This is a genomic window from Mycobacterium sp. ACS4331 (genome assembly GCF_001667265.1).
Taxonomy (GTDB): domain Bacteria; phylum Actinomycetota; class Actinomycetes; order Mycobacteriales; family Mycobacteriaceae; genus Mycobacterium.
Window position 1 is genome coordinate 19,257 of the sequence record NZ_LZHW01000096.1, and the last position, 15,744, is coordinate 35,000.

The window sequence follows — 15,744 nt, forward strand, 5'->3', positions numbered from 1 at the left end:
CCCGGGCCTGTCGCCCGCGCTCGACTCCGGGGCCGGAATCCCGCCCTTACACTCCACCAAAAGCGGTGGCGTATCGATGAATTGGCGTCAGCAGCGGCTCACCCGGCGCTGTGCATCAGTTCCGGCAGCGAGGCCCGGTGCTGGCCGTAGGCGACCCCGAGGAAATCCGAGACAGCGTCGCACACCAGTTGGGACCGGACCGTGGCCACCGTGTCGAAGGCGTGATGCGCGTTGGGCAGCTCGGCGTGCCCCACGGTCGAGGCTCCCGCGCCCCGCAGCGCGTCGACGAACGCGCGCGCCTGGGTGTGCGGGATGACGGCGTCGTTGCGGCCGTGCAGCACGAAGAACGGCGGCGCGTCGCGGTGGACGTGGGCGATCGGCGACGCGGCCCGGTACAGCGCGGGCGCGTCGGCCAGCCGGGCCCGCATGACGAACCGCTCCAGGAACGGCAGCATCAGCTCGCACATGTTGTCCTGATCGGTCAGGTCATAGGCCCCGTAGTACGGGACCGCGGCCTGCACGCTGGTGTCGACGTCCTCGAATCCGGGCTGCAGCTGGGGGTCGTTGGCCGTCAGCGCCGCCAGCGAGCCGATGTGCGCCCCCGCCGAACCGCCGGTGATCGCGATGAAGTTCGGGTCGCCCCCGTAGTCGGCGATGTTCTCCCGCAGCCAGGCGATGGCCCGTTTGACGTCGACGATGTGCGCCGGCCAGGCCGCCCGCGGGCTGCGGCTGTAGTTGATGGTGACGCAGATCCAGCCCAGTTCCACCATCCGGCTCAGCAGCGGCACCGCCTGGCCGCGCTTCTCGCTGATCGCCCACGCGCCGCCGGGAACCTGCAGCAGCACGGGCGCGCGGTGGCCGGGCGTCACATCGGGCCGACGCCAGATGTCGAGCAGATGGTCGCGGCCCCCGGGGCCGTAGGACACGTCGCGGGTGACGGCGGCGTACCTGCTGCGCTGCGCGGCGTACAGCACGCCGGCCACGCTGTGACGCCGAACCTCGGGATCGGTGACGGGGTGCGACACCCGGTCGGCGTACTCGCCACCGTGCGCCTCGGCGAGCGCCTCCCGCAGCACATGATCGGCGCGCTGCCCGGCCAGGTGGTTGGTGTAGCGGTGCACGTGCGAGACGTCCACCGCGGACAGCGCGTGGCCCGTGACGACGCGCAGCGGGAACTCCGTCAGCGCCCAGCCGGCCATCCAGAGAGCCAGCCTGGGCGCACCGCGCACCAGCACCGAGGCCGCCTGCGCGGTTCCGACCGGATCGCCGGCCAGCCCGCGCGCCATTTGGAACACCCCTGCTCCAACGCGGGTGGCGCGTTCGGGCAGAGACATCGACATCGGCGTCGCGGTCATGGCAGATGCATCCTCGCAATCCAGGTTCGGGCGTGGGTCCCGACTACGGACAACCGACGTGAAGGTTGTGCCGTGGCTCACACCATAACCATCGTTGTGGTGGCGTAAACACATTCCCCCCGGCGTGCCACGCGCCTACCGCGGCTCCGATCGCCGTTGGATACACTGACCTGCGCGTTGCCTCCGTAGCTCAGTTGGATAGAGCAAGGGCCTTCTAATCCCTAGGTCGCAGGTTCGATTCCTGCCGGGGGCGCATCGTGACCGGTATCACTTCGGTTGATGCATGGCATTTCGTCGTCGGTTGATGGGCGACAGTGTTTCGGCTGATGCCTCACAGTTGCTTCGGTTGACTCTTGATGCCCGCTGGATGAAATTTCGCGTCGCGTCTCGGCGTGCCAGCGTCACCAGACCAACGACATCGCGCCCGCATTCCCTGAGAACGGCGATCCGCCATCCGTAATCACCCCGCGACGTGCGTTTGGTCGCCGGTGGCGAGCTTCAGCGCACGGCTGCTTCAGGTGCAGGGTCAGGTGAAGATAGCGCGAACGTGGGATTTATGGTCATACTTATGACTATGACGGAAACCAGTTCGCTCGCTGAGACGAAAGCCCACCTGTCCGAGTTGGTGGCCCGGGTCGGCGAGCAACACGAGCGGGTCACCGTCACGGTCCACGGGCGACCTGCCGCGGTCCTCATCGCTGTCGATGATCTGGAGTCATTGGAGGAGACCATTGCGATCCTGTCCGACTCCGCTGCACTGCGCGCGTTGAGCGAAGCCGATGCTGAACTGGCCCGAGGCGAGGACGTGAGTATGGGCGATCTCGCCGCAGCGATGCGGAACCGTCGAGCCGGGAAGTGACCGGCCAACGCTACGACTTGGTCGTCGCCCCGACCGTGCGAAGACAGTTGACCGAAACCCTGCCCGAGGCGGTGGCGTTTGCGGCGTACGAGTTCATCACCGGACCACTGCTCGACAACCCGTACCGGGTCGGCAAACGATTGCGGCCGCCGCTGGAGGACCGTCACAGTGCCCGCCGGGGAACCTATCGCGTGATCTACCGGATTGACGACGAGCATCGGCGCGTCACGGTTGTGGGAGTCTTCGGCCGCGCCGACGCCTACCGCACGCAGTGAGCCCAGGTTCGATTCCTGCCGAAAGCACCTTCCACCCTCAGTGCGTCGGCGTACCACCCGCAGGACTCGGCTGCGTCGCCGTGAAGAACGCCGCGACCACGGCGACCACACTGATCACCGCCGCGGCCAGGAACGCCGCATGGATGCCGGGCATGTCCGGCGCACCGCCCGACTGCGATGCGTTTGTCATCACCGTCACGAACAGCGCGGTGCCCGCCGCGCCCCCGACCTGCTGCAGCGTCGTCAGGATGGCGCTGCCGTGGGAGTACAACCGGTCCGGAAGGACGCCGAGCGCGTCGGTCATCAGCGGCGTGAACATCAGCGCCAGGCCGACCATCATCACGGACTGCAGGACCACGAGCTGCCAGATCGGTGACGACGCGGTCAGCAGGGTCAGCCCCCACAGCGACGCGCACAGCAGCATCGACCCGGGCACGACGAGCACTCGGGCGCCGCGCCGGTCGTAGACGCGGCCGACCAGCGGACCCGCGACACCCATCAGCACGCCGCCGGGCAGCGTCGCCAACCCGGCCACCAGCGCGCTCCTGTCCAGAACGTCCTGGACGTACAGCGGCACCATGATGATCGCGCCGAACAGCCCCATGAAGCCGAGCACCACCAGGCCCAGCGACACCGAGAACCGCCGGTGGGAGAACGGCCGCAGATCGAGGAATGCCCGGTCCTGCCGCTGCAGGCGCACCTGCCGCACCCCGAAGACCACCATGGCGACCGCACCGACCACCATCGGCACCCACGCGGGCACTCGCTGCCCGCCGTGGCCGGACTCGCCGAGCAGCGAGAGTCCGAGCACCAGACCGGCGAACGCCGTCGCCGACAGCGGCACCGAGAACGCGTCGATCGGCGTCGGCTCCTCGCGCTCATCGTCGACCCACAGCCACACCGCACCGGCGACCAGCGCGGCCACGGCGATGGGCAGCACGGTCCAGAACGTCCATCGCCAGTCCAGCGAACCCAGGATGAACCCGGACAGCGTCGGTCCCACCGCGGGCGCGACCGCGATGACGATCGAGATGGTTCCCATCATCTGCCCTCGCCGTTCGGCGGGGATCAGCATCATCACCGTCGTCATCAGCAGCGGCATCATCACGGCGGTGCCGCACGCCTGCACGATCCGTCCCGCCAGCAGCACCGCGAAACCCGGTGCCAGCGCCGCGATCAGGGTCCCGGCGCAGAAGGCCGACATCGCCCCCAGGAAGACGGCCCGGGCCGAAAAGCGTTGCAGCAGCGACCCGGACATCGGAATGACCACAGCCATGGTCAGCAGAAAGCCGCTGGTGAGCCACTGCGCGGTGCTCGCCGAGATGTCCAGGTCGACGATCAGGGCGGGCAGCGCGACGCTCATGATCGTCTCGTTGAGGATCATGACGAAGGCCGAGAAGACCAGCAGCGCGATGATCACGTTGGCGCTGGGTTGGGCCCGTCGCGTCGACGCGGCGGTTCCGGCCCGCAGTCCGGTGCCCATACCCACACTCCTTGGTTGCGCTGTCTTCGGCGGCTACTCAGGGTAGGCGGGACACCTCGTGGGGAGAAAACGAATTCTTCGGTGCACTGGGCCGCAGGATTGAACGCAGGTACAAATGGGCATAGTTCCCCGGCACATCTGTCATGCAAAGGAGCTCACATGTCGTCGCCCGCTGCCGGTCCCGAGGTTCGAAAGAGGACGTCGACCGACGTCGCACTGGCCACCCTGGTGACCCTGGCCACCGCGGTCACCCTTCTGGTGAACGCCCTGGCCAACGGTCTGCCCATCAACGGCAAGACCACCGGCGACGTCACCCGTGACTTCGACGTGTACTTCTCCCCCGCCGGTTACGCGTTCAGCATCTGGAGCGTCATCTACACGGGGCTGATCGCCTACACCGCATACCTGTGGGTGGCCGTCATCAAGGGCGGGGCTGGGGTGCGCGCCGACACCGCGCGCGCCATCGCGCCCTGGTACCTGCTGACCGCCGTCGCGAACTGCTCGTGGCTGTTCGCCTGGCACCACACCCAGTTCCCGCTGACCATGCTGCTGATGGTGGTTCTGCTGGCGGCGCTGATCGTCATCTACCTGCTTCAGGCCGCCCGTACCCCCTCCTCGGCGTGGGAACTGTGGGCCGTGCACATCCCGTTCCGCGTCTACCTGGGCTGGATCTCGGTGGCGACCATCGCCAATGCGACCATCACGCTCAAGGACGCCGGATGGGACGGGTTCGGCATCTCCGAGCCGACCTGGGGCGTGATCATGATCGTGGTCGCGGCCGCGCTGGGCCTGGTGATGAGCTTCCGCTACGCCGACGCCGCCTACGTCGCGGTGATCGCCTGGGCGCTGGTCGCGGTCGCGGTGCGCCTCAGCGAGACCACCTCGATCCTGGTGGCCGCGCTGGCCGGTGCGGCCGTGGTGGTGGCGTCACTGCTGATCACCGTGCCGCGCCGCCGCGTCACACCCGTTCGAGCACCACGACCGGAATGACCCGGTCCGTCTTCTTCTGGTACTCGGCGTAGTCGGGCCAGACCTCGAGCATCCTGTCCCACATCGCCGGCTTCTCGTCGTCGGCGGCGATGCGGGCACGAACGGGGAAACGGTCGGCTTTGATCTGCACCTCGGCGTTCGGGTCGGCCTCGAGGTTGCGGAACCAGGCCGGCGGCGTGTCGTTGCCGCCCTTGGACGCGACGACGAGATACGCGTCATCGCCCCATGTCCGGAAGATCAGTGCGTGCCTGCGCGGCTTCCCGGACTTGTGGCCCTTGGTGAACAGGATCAGGATCTCGGTGCCGTTCCAGTGGTAGCCGTCGGCACCGTCGGTCTCGAGGTAGCGGTCGACGTGCGGGTCGCCGTGCAGGGAGTCTGCGGTAGTCATGACCTCCACGGTGCCACTGCTGCCCGAGCGCGTCACCCGGATGCCGAGATCGACGAAATGGAGCGATCCACTCGCACTTCTGCGCCCATGTGTCCGTTTGGGCGGAAAGGGAGGCGGGGTAGCGTGCCGCTCATGAGTTCAGATCTCGTGCTCTACGCCGTCACGGACAAGGTCGCCCTGCTCACGGTCAACGACCCCGACCGGCGCAACGCCGTCACCGACGCGATGTCGGCGCAGTTGCGCGCCGCGGTCGAGCGCGCCGAGGCAGACCCCGACGTGCACGCACTCGTCATCACCGGCGCGGGTAAGGCGTTCTGTGCGGGGGCGGACCTGAGCGCGCTGGGTGCCGCGGCCGAAGAGGGCCTGCTGCGGATCTACGACGGTTTCATGGCCATCGGCAACTGCACCCTGCCGACGATCGCCGCCGTCAACGGCGCCGCCGTGGGCGCGGGCCTCAACCTCGCCCTGGCCGCCGACGTCCGGATCGCCGGACCGCACGCACTGTTCGACCCCCGCTTCCAGAAACTGGGCATCCATCCCGGCGGCGGCGCAACCTGGATGCTGCAACGCGGTGTCGGACCTCAGGTCGCGCGCGCAGCCCTGCTGTTCGGCATGCGGTTCGACGCGCAGGCGTCGGTCGCTCACGGTCTGGCACTGCAGGTCGCCGACGACCCGGTGGCCGCGGCCCTGGAACTGGCGTCGGGCCCCGCATCCGCGCCCCGCGAGGTGGTCCTGGCCACCAAGGCCACGATGCGGGCCACAGCGACACCCGGCCAGGTGGACACCGACCTGCATCACACCGCGATGCGCACCGAACTCGGGCCACAGGCCCAGTCGATTCAGTCGCCGGAGTTCCAGGACCGATTGAAGGCCGCACAGCGCAGGTAGTCACAGGTCCAGCAGCGCGGTCTCGGGCGACTCGACCAGGGACCGAAGTTCGGACAGGAACGCGCCGGCCTGCGCACCGTCGGCCACCCGGTGGTCGAAGGCACAGGTCAAGGTCATGGTCGACCGAGCCGCCACCGCCCCGTCAATCACGACTGCCCGCGGCTTGATCGCCCCCATGCCCAGAATCGCCACCTCCGGGGGATTGATCACCGGCACTCCGCGGTCCAGGCCGAGCGCACCGAAGTTGGACACGGTGAACGTCGAGCCCTGCAGCTCAACGGGTTTCAGAGTGCCCGCGCGCCCGTTGTCGACAAGTCGGGACACTTCGTCGGCCAACTGCCGCGTGGTGAGTCCATCGGCGTCGCGCACCACAGGCACCAGCAGTCCGCGCGGCGCGGCGACCGCAACGCCCAGGTGTACGCCGGGATGCGAGTGCACCTGGGGGCCATCCGGTCCGTCCACCCACATCGAATTGAGCACCCGATGATGTGTCAGTGCGAGCACCGCCAGCCTCAGGGTCAGTGCGAACGCGCTCACCGAGAGGCGCTCGTGCACCTCGAGAAGCCTGGTGCAGTCGACGTCGACGCTGGCGTGCGCGTCGGGAATCTGGCGGCGTGACAGCGTCATCCGCCTGGCCATCTCGGCGCGCACCCCGCGAACCTCGCTGACCTCGTCGCGTCCGGAACCGGTGTGGGCCGCCGCCAGCACGGACTCCCGGGACACCACACCACCGGGCCCGGCGGGCAGGTCCTCGAGGTCGACCCGCAGCTGGGCGGCCAGCCTGCGCACCGACGGCTTGGCTCTGGCCCGTCGCCTGCTGGTGTCGAATTCTGCGTCGGTGCCGTAGCCGACCAGCACCGGATTCCGCGTGCGGGCGCCGTTGGTCTCCTGCGCGCCATTCGTTTTCGGCGAATCCGGCTCCGAGGGCGTCGAGGCCGACAGCTCCGGGGGTGGCCCGGCAGCCGCATCGATCCCGGTGTCGATCTGCACCAGCACCGCGCCCACCGCCAGCACGTCGCCCTCGGCGCCGCCGAGCGCAGTCACCCGTCCCGCGTACGGACTGGGAATCTCGACCTGTGCCTTGGCGGTCTCCAGCGTGCACAGCGTCTGGTTCAGTTCGACGGTGTCGCCGACCGCGACACTCCAACTCGTCACGGTGGCGTCTTCGAGACCCTCACCGAGGTCGGGAACCAGGAAGTCGCTCATGGCAACTCCAGCACCCGTTCCACGCAGTCCAGCAGCCGGTCGGGGCCCGGCAGCCAGAGCTTCTCCAACCTGGCGGGTGGATTCGGCGTGTCGAACCCGGTGGCCCGCAGCACCGGAGCCTCGAGGTCGTAGAACAACTCCTCGGACAGGCGGGCCGCGAGTTCGGCGCCGAAACCCAACGTGCGCGGGCCTTCATGCATCACCACACACCGACCGGTGCGGCGCACCGACTCCGCGACGGTGTCGAAGTCCAGGGGGTTCAGCGACCTCAGGTCGACCACCTCCAGGCTCCACCCCTGCTCTTCGGCCGCCACCTCGGCCGCCGAGATCGCCGTGGCCACCAGGCCGCCATAGGTGACGACCGTGACGTCGGTGCCACTGCGGGCGACGGCGGCCGTCCCGATCGGAGGTCCCGGCACGGCGGTGTCGACGATTCCGCGAGTCCAATACCGCCGCTTGGGTTCCAGGAACATCACCGGATCGGGACTGGCGATCGCATACCGCAGCAGCCAGTAGGCGTCGGCCGGGTTCGACGGCACCACGACCTTGAGGCCCGCGGTGTGTGCCCAGTACGTCTCGGTGGACTCGGAGTGGTGTTCGACGGCGCCGATGCCGCCGAACGACGGGATGCGCACCGTGACCGCCATGTCGACGTCGCCGTGGGTGCGCATGTGGTATTTCGCCAGATGGCTGGCGATCTGGTCGAACGCCGGATAGCTGAAGCCGTCGAACTGGATCTCGGGCACGGGGACCAGTCCGCGGATCGCCATCCCGATGGAGATGCCGATGATCGCCGACTCGGCCAACGGGGTGTCGAAACACCGTGTTGCCCCGAAGGTCTCGGCCAGCCCCTCCGTCACCCGGAACACCCCGCCGAGTGTTGCGACGTCCTCGCCGAATACCAGGACGCGGTCATCGCCGGCCATCGCGTCATGCAGCGCACGGTTGATCGCGGCGACCATGGTCAGTTCCGTCGCGGCCGGCATGGGAGTCAGTAACGGAGGCAGCGGATCTGGAGCGTCGTCGCCCTGCAGGGGCGGCCGGTCGAAAAGCTGCGTCATCTCAGGCCTCCTTCGCCAGTTCGGCCCGCAACTGGTCACGCTGTGCAACCAGATCCGGGGTGATCTCGGCGTAGACGGTGTCGAACATTTCGCCGACGTCGGCGTCTGGCGCATCGACGATCACGTCCCGGAGCTCAGCGCGCACCCTGGCGACATGCGCGTCGACGCGCCGCTCGAGACGTTTGGTCAGCAGTCCGATGTTGCGCAGATGGGTGCGAAACCGGGCGATGGGGTCACGCGCCTGCCACGCCTCGACCTCACGAGCATCGCGGTACCGGGTCGGGTCGTCGGACGTGGTGTGGGGGCCCATCCGATAGGTGACGGCCTCGATCAGAGTCGGCCCACCGCCGCCGCGGGCGCGGCGCGCGGCCTGCTCCATGACCGCGTAACAGGCCAGCACGTCGTTGCCGTCCACCCGGATGCCCGGCATCCCGTATCCGGCGGCGCGGTGCGCGATCGACGGCCCGGCAAGCTGCTGTCCGACAGGAACTGAGATGGCCCACTGGTTGTTCTGCACGTAGAAGACGCATGGCGCGGCGAACACCGAGGCGAGATTGAGCGCCTCATGCACGTCGCCCTCGCTGGTGGCACCATCACCGGCAAACCCCACCGTCACCGCGTCCTCACCCAGGCGCTGGGCGGCCATCGCGGCACCCACGGCGTGCAGAAGCTGCGTACCGATCGGAATGGCGATGGGAGCGCATCGCTTGGCGGTGAAGCCCAGTCCCCCGTGCCAGCTTCCGCGCCACATCGCGCCCAGTTGCGCCGGCGTGATGCCGCGCAGCAGAAAGGCCCCGAGCTCGCGGTACTGCGGGAACAGCCAGTCGGTCTTGCGCAGGGGCGCCACCGCACCGACCTGGGCGGCCTCCTGGCCTCGGCAGGAGGCGTACAACGCGAGCTCACCCTGTCGCTGCAGGTTGGTCAGTTCGGCGTCCAATTCCCGGGTGACGACCATGGTCTCGTAGAGCCAGGCCAGGGTCTCGGGGGGAAGGTCACGGCGGAATCGCTGTTCGGAGGTGACCGCCCCATCGGGGGCGAGCAGTTGGACGGGCTCCAGATCCGGGACGTCGTGCAGCGTCCAGAGATGATCCGCCCCAGCCATAGCCGCCTCCTTCAGGTCGCCGACGACATGTTTGGTCGTCAGACCCTGTGGGTCAGCTCCAGCGCGGGGCCGGTCCGAGTCACCCGCTTGTGGCGGCTGCCCGCTGGCGTCCGATGTCAGGGCGCAAGCTGGACGATTCGCTCAGCCCGCCTCAACACTGGTGCATCCACCATTATGCCCTCATGGGCGAATGCTCCCGGCTGATTCTCCGCGGCCGCGAGCACGTGTCGCGCCCACTCCACCTGCTCGGCCGACGGCGCATAGCCGTCCCGGATGACAGCGATCTGGCTGGGATGGATCGCCACCTTGATGTCGAATCCGACCGCCACGGCGTCGTCGACCTCGACGCGCAGGCCATCGAGGTTCTTGATGTCGATGTACACCGAATCAAGCGCCTGTCGGCCATACGCCTTGGCCGCCAGCAGCGATCGGGACCGCACATACTTGGCGACATCGCGGTAGGAGTCGTCGGGGAAGCGGTTGGAGGTGCCGCCCAGGAATCCGAACAGGTCCTCGGCGCCCCACATGACGCCCCAGGTGTTGGCGGCCGCGGCGGTCTCCTCGACCTTGAGCGCACCCAATGGGGTCTCGACAATGAGGACCACGTCCAGCGGCGCGAGCGCGCTCACCTGCTCCGCGGACTCGCACTTGGGCAGCATCACGGATGTGTAGTCGGTCTTGGCGAGCACCTCGAGGTCGAGCTTCTGCTCGGGCGAGTCGCCCGCGTTGATGCGGATCACCGTGCGGGCCGGATCCAGCGGAGTGCTCAGCAGCGCCTCGCGTGCGGCCGGTTTGTCGCCGGCACCGTCCTCGAGGTCGAGGATCACGACATCGGCTGCCGCGGCGGCCTTCTCGAAACGCTCGGGGCGATCGGCAGGGCAGAACAGCCAGGCCGGACCCGCATTCGTCAGTGTCATCTACTCCTCCACCGGCTTCTTGCGCACCATCGTCTTGCGGGTGGCGGTCGCGACGACGTCGCCGTGCTGGTTGCGTCCGATGTGCGCGAACGTCACGATGCCCTCACCGGGGCGACTCTTGGACTCCCGCTTGTCGGTCACCTCCGACTCGGCATACAGCGTGTCACCGTGGAAAAGCGGTTTCGGGAAGGCGATTTCGGAGAATCCGAGGTTGCCGACGATCGTGCCCTGGGTCAGCTGCGCAACGGACAGACCCACCAGGGTCGACAGCGTGAACATCGAGTTCACCAGGCGCTGATTGAACGGCGGAAGGGCGTCGGAGAACGCCGCGTCCAGGTGCAGGGCCTGCGTGTTCATGGTCAGCGTGGTGAACAGGACGTTGTCGGCCTCGGTGATGGTGCGGCCGGGGCGGTGCAGGTACAGCACACCGGGCTCGAACTCCTCGAACCACAGGCCACGCTGTTCGATGACACGCTTCGGGGTCTCGGTCACAGGCCCAACTCCCGACCGATCAGCATCAGTTGCACTTCGGTTGTCCCTTCACCGATTTCGAGGATCTTGCTGTCGCGGTAGTGCCGTGCCACGGAATACTCGTTCATGAACCCGTAGCCGCCGAAGATCTGCGTGGCGTCGCGCGAGTTGTCCATCGCGGCCTCGCTGGCCACCATCTTGGCCACCGACGCGGCCTTCTTGAACGGCTTTCCGGCCAGCATCAGCGCCGCGGCGTCGTAGTACGCCGTGCGCGCGGCATGCGCGCGGGCCTCCATTCGGGCGATCTTGAAGGCGATGGCCTGATAGGTGCCGATCGCCGCGCCGAACGCCTGACGTTCCTTGGCATACTTCACCGACTCGTCGACACAACCCTGCGCTGCGCCGACCGACAGGGCCGCGATCGCGATCCGGCCCTCATCGAGGATGCGCAGGAAGTTGGCGTACCCGCGGCCGCGTTCGCCGAGCAGGTTCTCCTCGGGCACACGCACGTCGTCGAAGCTCAACGGGTGGGTGTCGGAGGCGTTCCAGCCCACCTTGTTGTACGCGGGTTCGGCGGTGAACCCGTCGGTCGGCACGGGCACCAGGATCGACGAGATCTCCTTCTTGCCGTCGGCCTTCTCACCCGTCACGGCGGTCACCGTCACCAGCTTGGTGATGTCGGTGCCGGAGTTGGTGATGAACTGCTTGGAACCGTTGATCACCCAATGCCCGTCGTCGAGGCGCGCGGTGGTCTTGGTGGCACCGGCGTCGCTGCCGCCGCCGGCCTCGGTCAGACCGAACGCACCCAGCGCCGTGCCGCTGGACAGCAGCGGCAGCCACTCCTGTTTCTGCGCCTCGCTGCCGAACCGGTACACCGGCATGGCACCCAGCGACACCCCGGCCTCGAGCGTGATGGCCACGCTCTGGTCGACCTTGCCGAGTTCCTCGAGCGCCAGGCACAGCGCGAAGTAGTCGCCGCCCATGCCCCCGTACTCCTCGGGGAAGGGCAGCCCGAACAGGCCCATGTCGGCCATGCCGGCGACGACCTCATACGGGAACGAGTGCTCCTCGTCGTGTTTGGCCGCGACGGGAGCGACGACGCTCTGCGCGAAGTCACGGACGGTCCTGGCCAGCTGTGCGTATTCGTCGGGCAGGCTGCCCGTCGACAGGTAGTCGGTCATCAGCTCTGGTCCTTCTGTTCCGATTCGGCGGCCGTCACCGTTGCCAGCGGTTGGCCCACTTTGACCTGATCGCCCACGGCGACAAGAATTTTCACCACACCATCGACCGGCGCGGTCAGCGAATGCTCCATCTTCATGGCCTCCACGGCCACCACGACCGTGCCCGCGGCCACCTCTGCGCCGTCGTCGACGTTGACGGCCACGACGGCACCGGGCATCGGACTGACCAGTTCGGCGTCGCCGCTGTGCTCGTCATCGGGCCGGACGGGGGCCTCACGGACCTCGTCCACCCACCACACCACACCCGGTGCGGCCAGCCAGATGCGGTGGTCGGCGTCGGCGACACGGTAGCGCTGCGAGACGCCGTCGATGACGAGGCTGATCTGGTCACCGTCGAGCGCCGCGGTCAGTGTGTGCCGCCCAGCGTTCTCGATGGTGACCGTGGCCGCCCCGGGCGTCCCGACGATTCCCACGTGGTCGGTGCGCTGCCCCGAACGCAGGCGCAGCACCGTGGGCGCGTGCTGGCCGCCCCGCCATCCCGAGGGCTGCGTCCACAGGTCGTCGCCTGCGGCCGCCCACAACTGGAGCCAGCGGTAGGCAGCCGCGGCGATGAACGCCGAGTCGTCGGCCGCCGGTGCGAGCGTGTCCAGGTAGTGCCCCACGCGGCGGTCCAGCAGACCGGTGTCCAACCGACCGGCGACCACGTCGGCGTCGGTCAGCAGGTGGCGCAGGAAGTCGATGTTGGTGACCACCCCGAGCACGGCCGTGTGGGCCAGGGCGCGGTCGAGTCCGCGCAACGCGTCCTGTCGCGTCGCGCCGTGCGTGATCACCTTGGCCAGCATCGGGTCGTAATCGCTTCCGACGACCGTGCCGACCCGCAGACCGGAGTCCACCCGGACCCCGGGTCCGCCGGGTTCCACGAGATCGAGCACCGTGCCGCCGGTCGGCAGGAAGCTGTTGGCCGGGTCCTCGGCGTACACGCGCGCCTCGACGGCGTGGCCGCGCAGTTCGATGTCCTGCTGGCGGGCCCGCAGCGGTTCGCCGGCCGCGATCCGGACCTGCCACTCCACCAGGTCCCAGCCGGTGACCAGTTCGGTGACGGGGTGCTCGACCTGAAGGCGGGTATTCATCTCCATGAAGAAGAACTCGTCGGGCCGGTCAGCCGAGACGATGAATTCGACCGTGCCCGCGCCCACGTAGTCCACACTGCGTGCGGTGTCACACGCGGCGGCACCGATCCGCTCTCGGGTCGCGGCGTCCAGCAGCGCCGACGGCGCCTCCTCGATGACCTTCTGATGGCGACGCTGCAGACTGCACTCACGCTCCCCGAGGTGGATCACATTGCCGTGCTGGTCGGCGAGCACCTGCACCTCGATGTGCCTGGGCCGCAGCACGAATCGCTCGAGGAACAGGGTGTCGTCGCCGAACGCGGCGGCCGATTCGCGCCGTGCGCCGGCCAGTGCGCCGGGCAGGTCGGCCGCGTCGTGCACCAGCCGCATGCCCTTCCCACCGCCGCCCGCCGAGGGCTTGACGAGTACGGGATAGCCGATGTCGTCCGCCGCGGCGATCAGCTCCGCGTCGGTCAGGCCCGGGCGGGCGATGCCGGGAACCACGGGGACGCCGAACTTCGTGACTGTGGCCTTGGCTGTGATCTTGTCGCCCATGGTCGCGATGGCCGCTGCGGGTGGGCCGATGAACACGATTCCCGCCTGAGCCAGCGCTTCGGCGAATTGGCTGTTCTCCGAAAGGAATCCGTAGCCGGGGTGCACAGCCTGAGCGCCGGTGCGCACGGCGGCGTCGACGACCGCGTCGATGTTCAGATAGCTCTGCCGTGCGGCCGCCGGACCGATCAGCACGGCGGCGTCGGCTTCGAGGACATGCAGCGCCGCGGCGTCGGCTTCGCTGTAGACCGCCACCGACCTGATGCCCAGCCGGCGCAGGGAGCGGATGACGCGGACCGCGATCTCACCGCGGTTGGCAACCAGGACCGTATCGAACATCAGTTCCTCACATCCGGAAGACGCCGTAGGACACCGGCTGCACCGGTGCGTTGCCAACTGCCGAGAGCGCCAATCCCACAACGGTTCTGGTGTCCGCGGGATCGATCACACCGTCGTCCCACAACCGGGCCGTCGAGTAGTAGGGGTTGCCCTGGTGTTCGTACTGGGCACGAATGGGCGCCTTGAACGCCTCCTCCTCCTCGGCCGACATGTCACCGCGAACCGTGGCCAGCACCGAGGCGGCCTGCTCGCCGCCCATCACCGAGATACGGGCGTTGGGCCACATCCACAGGAAGCGCGGTGAGTACGCCCGACCGCACATCGAGTAGTTGCCCGCGCCGTAGGACCCGCCGATGACAACCGTCAGTTTGGGCACTCGCGCGCAGGCCACCGCGGTGACCATCTTGGCGCCGTGTTTGGCGATGCCGCCGGCCTCGTAGTCCCGGCCCACCATGAAGCCTGTGATGTTCTGCAGGAACAGCAGCGGCACCGTGCGCTTGTCGCACAGTTCGATGAAATGCGCTCCCTTGAGCGCCGATTCACCGAAGAGGACGCCGTTGTTGGCGACGATGCCGATGGGATGTCCGTGGATGTGGGCGAAGCCGGTGACCAGGGTGGTGCCGTATTCGGCTTTGAATTCGCTGAACTCGCCGCCGTCGACGATTCGGGTGATGACCTCGCGGACGTCGTAGGGCACGCGTGCGTCGACCGGGACCACGTCGTACAACTCGGTCTGGTCGGCGACGGCGGGCAGCGTCGGGCGCACGTCCCAGGGCCGCGGCGATCGGGGCCCGAGCGTCGAGACGATGTTCCGCACGATGCGCAGTGCGTCGCGGTCGTCGTGTGCCAGGTGGTCGGTGACGCCGGAGACCTTGGAGTGCAGATCGCCACCGCCGAGTTCCTCGGCCGTGACGACCTCACCGGTGGCGGCCTTCACCAGCGGTGGACCGCCGAGGAAGATGGTGCCCTGGTTGCGGACGATGACGGCCTCGTCGCTCATCGCCGGCACGTAGGCGCCGCCCGCGGTGCAGGATCCGAGCACCGCGGCGATCTGCGCGATGCCCGCGGCGCTCATCGTGGACTGGTTGTAGAAGATGCGCCCGAAGTGCTCGCGGTCCGGGAACACCTCGTCCTGGCGGGGCAGGAACGCGCCACCGGAGTCCACCAGATAGATGCACGGCAGTCGATTCTCGAGCGCGATCTCCTGTGCGCGCAGGTGCTTCTTGACCGTGACCGGGTAGTAGGTACCGCCTTTGACGGTGGCGTCGTTGGCCACGATCATGCACTCGCGACCAGAGACGCGGCCGATGCCGGCGATCATTCCGGCGCCGGGGCATTCGTCGTCGTACATGCCGTCGGCCGCCAGCGGCGCGATCTCCAGCAGAGGACTGCCCGGGTCGAGCAGGCCGTCCACGCGATCGCGTGGGAGCAGCTTGCCACGTGACACGTGGCGTTCCCGGGCGCGCTCAGGCCCTCCCAATGCGGCGCTGGCGAGCTTCGCGCGCAGTTGCGCCACCAGGGCCACGTGTTCTTCGCGGTTCGATGTCCCGCCTGCCATCGGCTTCCCA

15 protein-coding genes and 1 tRNA gene are annotated in these 15,744 nt (G+C 68.3%); 5 read left to right on the plus strand and 11 right to left on the minus strand.

Annotated features, from left to right (window positions below; translation table 11 throughout):
* Positions 1 to 98: 98 nt before the first annotated feature.
* Positions 99 to 1,355 (minus strand): alpha/beta hydrolase fold domain-containing protein, encoded by a 1,257-nt coding sequence (locus tag A5727_RS22405; protein WP_502687702.1) that lies wholly within the window; start codon positions 1,353 to 1,355, stop codon positions 99 to 101.
* Positions 1,356 to 1,534: 179 nt separating this feature from the next.
* Here A5727_RS22405 and A5727_RS22410 point away from each other — a divergent pair.
* From A5727_RS22410 to A5727_RS22420, 3 genes are all read left to right on the plus strand, one after another.
* A tRNA-Arg gene (locus A5727_RS22410) sits at positions 1,535 to 1,608 on the plus strand.
* Between the two features lie 321 nt (positions 1,609 to 1,929).
* Entirely contained in the window at positions 1,930 to 2,214 is a 285-nt protein-coding gene (locus A5727_RS22415; RefSeq protein ID WP_231992190.1) for a type II toxin-antitoxin system Phd/YefM family antitoxin, read from the plus strand.
* Positions 2,211 to 2,489: a type II toxin-antitoxin system RelE family toxin gene (locus tag A5727_RS22420; RefSeq protein WP_068255315.1), complete on the plus strand. Its 279-nt coding sequence runs from the start codon at positions 2,211 to 2,213 to the stop codon at positions 2,487 to 2,489. Before A5727_RS22415 ends, A5727_RS22420 begins: the two co-directional genes overlap by 4 nt.
* Positions 2,490 to 2,526: 37 nt before the next feature.
* Here A5727_RS22420 and A5727_RS22425 read toward each other — a convergent pair whose 3' ends face one another.
* On the minus strand, positions 2,527 to 3,972 hold the full coding sequence (locus tag A5727_RS22425; protein WP_068255317.1) for an MDR family MFS transporter: 1,446 nt from the start codon (positions 3,970 to 3,972) through the stop codon (positions 2,527 to 2,529).
* Between the two features lie 159 nt (positions 3,973 to 4,131).
* On the opposite strand from A5727_RS22425, the gene A5727_RS22430 reads away from it, so the two are divergent.
* Positions 4,132 to 4,962 (plus strand): TspO-related membrane protein, encoded by an 831-nt coding sequence (locus A5727_RS22430; protein ID WP_068255319.1) that lies wholly within the window; start codon positions 4,132 to 4,134, stop codon positions 4,960 to 4,962.
* On the opposite strand, the gene A5727_RS22435 is transcribed toward A5727_RS22430, so the two are convergent.
* The gene (locus A5727_RS22435; RefSeq protein ID WP_068255442.1) at positions 4,931 to 5,350 is read right to left on the minus strand and encodes a nitroreductase family deazaflavin-dependent oxidoreductase; all 420 of its coding nucleotides are present in this window, start codon (positions 5,348 to 5,350) and stop codon (positions 4,931 to 4,933) included. The genes A5727_RS22430 and A5727_RS22435 overlap by 32 nt on opposite strands.
* Before the next feature lie 132 nt (positions 5,351 to 5,482).
* On the opposite strand from A5727_RS22435, the gene A5727_RS22440 reads away from it, so the two are divergent.
* Positions 5,483 to 6,238 (plus strand): enoyl-CoA hydratase, encoded by a 756-nt coding sequence (locus A5727_RS22440; protein ID WP_068255320.1) that lies wholly within the window; start codon positions 5,483 to 5,485, stop codon positions 6,236 to 6,238.
* Here the strand turns inward: A5727_RS22440 and A5727_RS22445 are convergent, their stop codons facing one another.
* The 8 genes from A5727_RS22445 to A5727_RS22480 all read right to left on the minus strand — a co-directional run bounded on the left by A5727_RS22445 (position 6,239) and on the right by A5727_RS22480 (position 15,734).
* Positions 6,239 to 7,444 carry a dihydrolipoamide acetyltransferase family protein gene (locus A5727_RS22445; protein WP_068255327.1) on the minus strand — a complete coding sequence of 402 codons (1,206 nt, stop codon included), beginning with the start codon at positions 7,442 to 7,444 and terminating at the stop codon, positions 6,239 to 6,241. It lies immediately after the preceding gene.
* The gene (locus tag A5727_RS22450) at positions 7,441 to 8,505 is read right to left on the minus strand and encodes an alpha-ketoacid dehydrogenase subunit beta (RefSeq protein WP_068255330.1); all 1,065 of its coding nucleotides are present in this window, start codon (positions 8,503 to 8,505) and stop codon (positions 7,441 to 7,443) included. Before A5727_RS22450 ends, A5727_RS22445 begins: the two co-directional genes overlap by 4 nt.
* Before the next feature lies 1 nt (position 8,506).
* Positions 8,507 to 9,607, minus strand: a complete 1,101-nt coding sequence (gene pdhA, locus A5727_RS22455; RefSeq protein WP_068255332.1) for a pyruvate dehydrogenase (acetyl-transferring) E1 component subunit alpha — start codon at positions 9,605 to 9,607, stop codon at positions 8,507 to 8,509.
* Between the two features lie 116 nt (positions 9,608 to 9,723).
* The gene (locus tag A5727_RS22460) at positions 9,724 to 10,524 is read right to left on the minus strand and encodes an HpcH/HpaI aldolase/citrate lyase family protein (protein WP_068255334.1); all 801 of its coding nucleotides are present in this window, start codon (positions 10,522 to 10,524) and stop codon (positions 9,724 to 9,726) included.
* Positions 10,525 to 11,016: a MaoC family dehydratase gene (locus tag A5727_RS22465; RefSeq protein ID WP_068255336.1), complete on the minus strand. Its 492-nt coding sequence runs from the start codon at positions 11,014 to 11,016 to the stop codon at positions 10,525 to 10,527.
* On the minus strand, positions 11,013 to 12,176 hold the full coding sequence (locus A5727_RS22470; RefSeq protein WP_068255338.1) for an acyl-CoA dehydrogenase family protein: 1,164 nt from the start codon (positions 12,174 to 12,176) through the stop codon (positions 11,013 to 11,015). Before A5727_RS22470 ends, A5727_RS22465 begins: the two co-directional genes overlap by 4 nt.
* Entirely contained in the window at positions 12,176 to 14,176 is a 2,001-nt protein-coding gene (locus A5727_RS22475) for an acetyl/propionyl/methylcrotonyl-CoA carboxylase subunit alpha (RefSeq protein ID WP_068255340.1), read from the minus strand. The genes A5727_RS22470 and A5727_RS22475 overlap by 1 nt, the downstream gene beginning before the upstream one ends.
* 7 nt (positions 14,177 to 14,183) lie before the next feature.
* Positions 14,184 to 15,734: a carboxyl transferase domain-containing protein gene (locus A5727_RS22480; protein WP_068255342.1), complete on the minus strand. Its 1,551-nt coding sequence runs from the start codon at positions 15,732 to 15,734 to the stop codon at positions 14,184 to 14,186.
* Positions 15,735 to 15,744 lie beyond the last annotated feature (10 nt).